We start from the raw sequence: 6,346 nt of genomic DNA, 5'->3' as shown, positions 1-6,346 counted from the left end.
ATGCTGTCGCATAAATTTCGGATTTTATTCATCAACGCTAGTTGACAAAGAACCTTTTTATTGACATGCAAAAAATTAGGTAATATTATAAATTAAAGGAAGGTTGGATTTTCACCAGCCTTCCCAATAATCAAATATTTATTTTTTAACCGCCTAATCGGCGGATTAGCCATAGAAGGCTAATTTACAGAAAAAATTACATACACTCAATTATTTTAATTTTTCCTCAACGGCATCTACAGCACCTTCAACAGCTTCTTTTGCATCGTCTACAAGTTCTTTGCCTTTAGCAATTGTTTTTTCAACAAATCCTTTTGCTTCTAGCTCTTTATCACCTGTCAACTTACCAGTACCTTCTTTTATGACACCAGATGCTTGCTCAATTTTTGATTTTAGTTTTTCTTCTGACATGATTAGAAACCTCCTTTTTTTTATTCTAACATGGATACCATTTATTTGCAAGATAAATCCGCTATTATCCAACTTTTATCACTAGACGTTACATAGAATGACTTCAAAATCGACGTAACTTGTTTTGACAAAGCAGTGCTTTAACAATGAGGTCTTCTTGTCTTAAGGGTTCCTCAGGTACAGAAACATATAGTAAATATGTTCAGCAGATTCTGTGTAACGAAAGCATACGGACTAAAAAAATTTCCAATCAAAGTTATTACAGTTCTAGATTCAAAACAGTTATTGGCATGACACCAAAAGAGTACAGAAAGAGTGTGGCTGTTAAATCTTAGCCAAATACCAGCATTATAGAGGGGTCAACCACTTATATATAAAAAGAAGTCCACCAGCCTAGCTGGTGGTTCCTCATGGCGGCCGTTAAAGACTTGTTTACTTGCCAAGCCTACAAGGCCTTTTTTAATGCAAATCAGTTGTTATTTAGCCAGTTGACAACGGCTGTAAGCATTAGCCCAAGCCCAATTGGCATCATATTCTCGTCAAAATTCACTCCGGGATTGTGGTGGCTAAAGTTGTTGCCCGGCAATTTGCAGTTTACATTGAAATAGGCTGTTGGAACTTTTTCAGCCACAAGAGCCATATCTTCGCTTGCCATTATTTTTGTGTCCGGAATGAGTTCGCCATCAAAATCACTATTTTTTATATAGCCCACAATTTCTCTTGTGAATTCCGGGTCTGAATAAAGGCTTGGAACGCCGGTGAAGAAGTCAAGATCGATTTCAGCTTTTGTTGAGATCTTTAATCCTTCAATAATTTCCAACATTCTTGATTTTAATTTATTTCTAACCTCCGGATTGTATGCACGAAGTGTTCCTTGCATCTCTGCAAGATCCGGAATAATGTTTGAGTTTGAACCGGCACTTAGCATTCCAAAGGTCAATGTACTCGTTTCTTGAGGTGGACATTCGCGGGCGATTAGCTCTAAGAAATTTGTGTAAATATTGACAGCTACATGTATCGGATCTATTGTAGTGTGAGGATATGCGCCATGGCCACCTTTACCTTTAATTGTAATTTTAAAGTTATCTGAGCTTGTAGCAAGATAGCCTTCATTGTAACAAATTGAACCTGTTTCTCTGTCAAGAGCTGTGTGAAGTGCAAGAGCCCTATCCACCTGAGGATTTTTTAATACTCCGTTCTCAATCATCATTTTAGATCCTGCAAAAATTTCTTCAGCAGGTTGGAACATAAATTTCACTGTGCCTTTGAAATTTGCCTTTTCTTTTAATAGCGCTTTTGCAGCAATTAGGGCAATCGAAGCATGGAGATCGTGGCCACAGGTGTGGGCAGTATTTCCGGTTGAAGCAAAGGGCAAACCATTTTCTTCATTCATTGGAAGGGCATCCATGTCTGCCCTAATCATAATACATTTTCCTTCACCTTTTTCACCTTGGATAAGGGTAGATAAACCGGATGTACCATATTCTTTTACTTCAAGGCCAAGTCCTTCGAGCTCACCCTTTACATATGCCTTTGTTTTTGGTAAATCTAGTCCAACTTCCGGAATTTGGTGCAAGGCTCTTCTTTTTTCAATTAGCTCATCTTTGTATTCTAAAGCTTCTTTAAAATAATCAGTCATAATTCCTCCTTACATGTTTAAACTTCTCTTTTGCATCTTGCGTTTACTTGCATATTTTTCAGTATAACCAAAAAACCCGACTTGGTCCGCATTGTTAAGAGGCGTGTCGGGTACTTTTATTTTTCTACCGTCCAAGTCGTTTATTATTTAGTTTTTTGTATTTATCAATCTAACCTTATCCTCGTCTAAAGCAAGGTATGGTTCTATTTACTTTTTATTTTTCAATATATCACGCTCCCATACACTTAAAATCTGTAATTCATTTCCACAGAAAAACAACAATTACTGCCTGAATTGCCGATATGATTGGTATTAGCAAAAAAGGTACAAGTAAGAAATGTTCGTAAATCGCCAAATGTTTCATCCAATTCTTGAATTCATAATCCTTGTGCCCCTCTGTACCTGGAATGACAATTTTCTCTTTATATTTGCCTTGAAACAATAGACAGTCTAACAACAAAAAATCCCCCGCATTCAATATACTCCACTGAATATACCCCATCCAAAATAAATTCCAAAAGCCAACAACTCCCGAATGTAAAAGACTTATCACCGAATAAACAAAACAAATTCCAACAATGATGATAGTGAGTTTCGTATTTATCTTTTTCTCTTGTTTTGTCATCTGCTTAGGAGCTGATTTCTGAATAGACTTTGGATAGGAATCAAAAAATAATCTTGGATTTATAAGTACCAAACTAGCCACTGTACCATTAAAAATAGCTGCTATAGCAATTCCATCAAGAATCGCTCCCATGAAATCCATAAAATCAACTCCTTTTCAAATTTTCCTTTAATTACATCATCCAAAATTTATAGTACTATCTTTTTCCATTTCCTAATTTTTGTTCTAAATGTTCCAAAAGGTGAAGCAGTATTCACATGAATAAACTTATATACTTCCCATACTGCTGTTTTAGTTGTTTCATCAGCCCATTTTCTCATGTGAGGTTTAAATAATTCTTCCTCACTTAATGTATCAATCATTTCATAAATAGAGTCGATGTTTTCATTTAATTTTACTTTCAACTCATTTAGAGATAAAGGAGCATAGGTGTCTGTAAACCATTGATATAATTCACCCAATTGATTCCATTTCGTGATAATAGTTATTATACCACAAATATCTATTTTTTCGAATACCATCTAAGTTCCCTCGCAAATTCTAATTATTGTCCTTTTACAAAGGCTGCATCATCTCAAGAATGATTCCATCCGGGTCTCTGAAATAAAAAGCTCTGCTTTTCCCAAATCCATCTGCTCTGAAATCGAAATACTGCGGTTCAGACAAGCACTCCACATGATTTTCGATAAGGGTTTTGTAGACAGAGTCAATGTCATCCGTGTAAAAGCATACTTCTGAGATAGATGTCGTAAACAAGTCTGATTGCATTTGATTTACTTTATTGTCTACAAACTGAATCAGCTCAACTGGCGGTGCCTCAATAGCCTTGGATCCATTCAAATAAGCAACTCTTGCTTTGCAATTTGCTCTACGAAACATTTTATCTGTTTCTTCGCCTTCCATAAAAATTTCTCCTTGAAATTCCAGTCCAAGGATGCCTCTGTAGAAAGCAATCGAGCGATCCAAATCAGAAACTGTTAATCCAACGTGATAAATTCTTCCAACCATATATATTCCTCCTACAATTTCTTTATTTCGCAAAACTGGACTTTATAGTGCTATCTTTTTCCATTTCCTAATTTTTGTTCTAAAATGTTCCAAATGATGAAGCAGTATTCACATGAATAAACTTATATACTTCCCATACTGCTGTTTTAGTTGCTTCATCAGCCCATTTTCTCATGTGTGGCTCGAATAACTCTTCGTCGCTTAATGAGTAAATCATTTAATAAATCATATTAATATTCTCATTCAGCATGGCTTTCAAATCCTGCAGCGACAACTCTAATCGTCTTCATACCTTCCTTATATAAACTCCAGCAACTTCTTTTCCATGCAGAATTCATACCCCATCTTTTTTAATCCAACCTTATCAAACTGAACGACTATTGAAGTTCCTTCAATCGCTGTAATCTTGCCAAGGCCAAATGCTTTATGTTTCATCTGTCTTCCGACAATATCGGTTGGTATTTCTATCTGCGGTTTTGGTTCTGGTTTAGGAAGAATCGGTGCAACAAATACAGGCTTCTTTGTTCCTTTTTTCTTGGCAGCAGCCATCATTTTTGTATACTCAGCATCAACATTCTTACCACGATTTTCGTAGTCATCCATATCCTTAAATACAAACATTTGTGGCTTCTTTACATCATTATCTGGTACAGGCCTTATCGGGAACATCCATACTTTTCGATCATTACCATCTTCACCGGGCTGCACATCTGTGTATGGCTTGCTCACAAGCTCTATTCTTCCGCAGTAGATATATTCTCCAGCATCTATAACTTCAAACAGATGAACATCAACTCCATTATAATCAGACTCAGCCAATGTGGCATTCTGCGCCCAATGAATGTCTTGGTCACCTGATTTGCCCATGCCTGTATAATGTAAAACCCCGCCAATCCACTTATCATGATAAAGACCTTTTGTATAATCCGATACGATAACAAGTGTATTCGTTGTTATTGACCGGCGCATACCTCCCATATTTCCGCATTTGAATATTCCAACAATATCTGCGTTCTTTATAATTTGTCCTATTTTTAGTCCAGGATTAAACATAAATACGCCTCCAATTCTCCTTGACATCTATTTCACTGCCTACAAACACCCAAAATGGTCGAGTTGCCAGATTGGTTGTTATCCTTTTTCATTTTTCAAAAATCATCCCAAAATGCCTGACATCTAATCCACTGTCTCAAATCGTGATATCTAATCCGAGGTTACAACCTGACACACATTTTGCAGTAGATATGTTTCTATATAAGAAAACCGAGCTTTTTCAGAAGTCTGGCTTCAAATCCAAACCTCCGAAAAAACCAGAAATACGCCACTTTCTGGCACTTATTTATCTTTCCTTGACATAAATGCTACCGTCTCAACATGAAACGAGTGAACACTAAGTATGTCAAGTAGTTGCGTTCGTATGTGGGAACATATCTATAAACCTTTTAACGGTAAGTAGGGTTATCGTTAAAAGGTATTACCTCAATAAACTGGAAATTAACAAATTACTGTCAACCTTATTAATCTATCTTACCCCAAAACTTATGAACAATTTTCCAAGTATTTTCTTCGATTCTTTCTTATATTAGCAATAATAACCACTACAATTGCAAAGAACTCAATTATAAGTTCTGCCGTGAATAGCCTCAAATATTTGTATGTATCTGGCTCTAAATTCAAAAAAAATTGTTGTATTTTATCACTTTCAGCAACATTAAATGTGTCATCAAATTCTTCGTGTTTCTCTCCAACTGTGTCATATATATCCAAAAAATAGCCATCTGGAAAGCCTTGCTGATAAACAATCTTACTAACATCATATTCAATGTGAAAATATTCTTTTACACTTTCTACTATATAGTCATCTTGATTTGTAACATATATGCTTCTTTTTGGAAACAAAAAATCAGGTGACATAAGGCACAAGGTATATACATCTATTACTATGAACAGAATCAACATCAAGATAAATACTGCTTTCTTCATACACTAATCACTTCCATAAATTCTAATTTGTCTTTGTTTAAAAATAAATCCCATTATATAATTCCATAAACTCTTTAGCAAACTTTGTGACAAGTTCATGATCAAGTGCAGTTGCTAAGGTTTCTACATTAGAAAGCCATGCAACAGCTGCCCAAATTATAAATTTAGCATCTTTAATACCCTGAATAACTTTCTCTTGAATTGCATCANAAACTACATTATNCTCTGTTACTTCATCTGGTTTATCAACTANCTGTNGNCGTATTTCAACATGNTNTAACGCATAATCNTCAGATTCCTCATATACATACTTTACTAACTCTTCTAGAATTTTCTATCATATTTCAATACTTCTTTCAGAATCTTAATGAAAGCACTTCTATCTATTAATATCACCTTTCTTTATANATTTACCACTCTTAANCCTTTNATCNTTTGGTTTTTCAGCATCTGNAGGAATANCCCAATATGATCCAATCTTTGTGGCACCAGATATACGTCCCTCTGTGCAGAGGANCTGTATTCTTCTAACTNTAATACCACATTTTTCTGATGTTTGCTTTATTGATAAATATTTCATCATAATCTCTCCGTAAATAATTTTACAGTTACACTCATTAGTAATAGTATATTCTAAACCACGAATAAAATCAATCTGCAAGTATAAAAAGAAGTCCACC

6 protein-coding genes and 2 pseudogenes are annotated in these 6,346 nt (G+C 35.2%); all 8 read right to left on the bottom strand.

Annotation, left to right across the window (positions count from 1 at the left end; translation table 11 throughout):
• Positions 1 to 210: 210 nt before the first annotated feature.
• Positions 211 to 411: a CsbD family protein gene (locus tag HMPREF1639_RS07645; protein WP_036765141.1), complete on the bottom strand. Its 201-nt coding sequence runs from the start codon at positions 409 to 411 to the stop codon at positions 211 to 213.
• Positions 412 to 880: 469 nt separating this feature from the next.
• Complete coding sequence (locus tag HMPREF1639_RS07640) at positions 881 to 2,050, bottom strand: M20 metallopeptidase family protein (RefSeq protein WP_036765139.1); 1,170 nt, start codon at positions 2,048 to 2,050, stop codon at positions 881 to 883.
• Positions 2,051 to 2,309: 259 nt separating this feature from the next.
• Positions 2,310 to 2,816: a hypothetical protein gene (locus HMPREF1639_RS07635; RefSeq protein WP_036765137.1), complete on the bottom strand. Its 507-nt coding sequence runs from the start codon at positions 2,814 to 2,816 to the stop codon at positions 2,310 to 2,312.
• Between the two features lie 47 nt (positions 2,817 to 2,863).
• Positions 2,864 to 3,148 (bottom strand): annotated as a pseudogene (locus HMPREF1639_RS07630) (ClbS/DfsB family four-helix bundle protein); the annotation flags it as partial.
• An 82-nt stretch (positions 3,149 to 3,230) separates the two neighbouring features.
• Positions 3,231 to 3,683 carry a VOC family protein gene (locus tag HMPREF1639_RS07625; protein WP_036765134.1) on the bottom strand — a complete coding sequence of 151 codons (453 nt, stop codon included), beginning with the start codon at positions 3,681 to 3,683 and terminating at the stop codon, positions 3,231 to 3,233.
• Positions 3,684 to 3,725: 42 nt separating this feature from the next.
• Positions 3,726 to 3,957: pseudogene (locus HMPREF1639_RS09135) on the bottom strand (ClbS/DfsB family four-helix bundle protein); the annotation flags it as partial.
• A gap of 23 nt (positions 3,958 to 3,980) precedes the next feature.
• A complete protein-coding gene (locus HMPREF1639_RS07620) occupies positions 3,981 to 4,652 on the bottom strand; it encodes an HNH endonuclease (RefSeq protein ID WP_242847302.1) in 672 nt (223 codons plus the stop codon).
• Positions 4,653 to 5,222: 570 nt separating this feature from the next.
• Positions 5,223 to 5,666 carry a hypothetical protein gene (locus HMPREF1639_RS07615; protein ID WP_036765128.1) on the bottom strand — a complete coding sequence of 148 codons (444 nt, stop codon included), beginning with the start codon at positions 5,664 to 5,666 and terminating at the stop codon, positions 5,223 to 5,225.
• Positions 5,667 to 6,346 lie beyond the last annotated feature (680 nt).

Origin of the sequence: Peptostreptococcus sp. MV1, from assembly GCF_000758885.1 — a bacterium.
Taxonomy (GTDB): Bacteria; Bacillota; Clostridia; order Peptostreptococcales; family Peptostreptococcaceae; genus Peptostreptococcus.
This window is presented reverse-complemented; position numbering and strand designations above follow the sequence as displayed.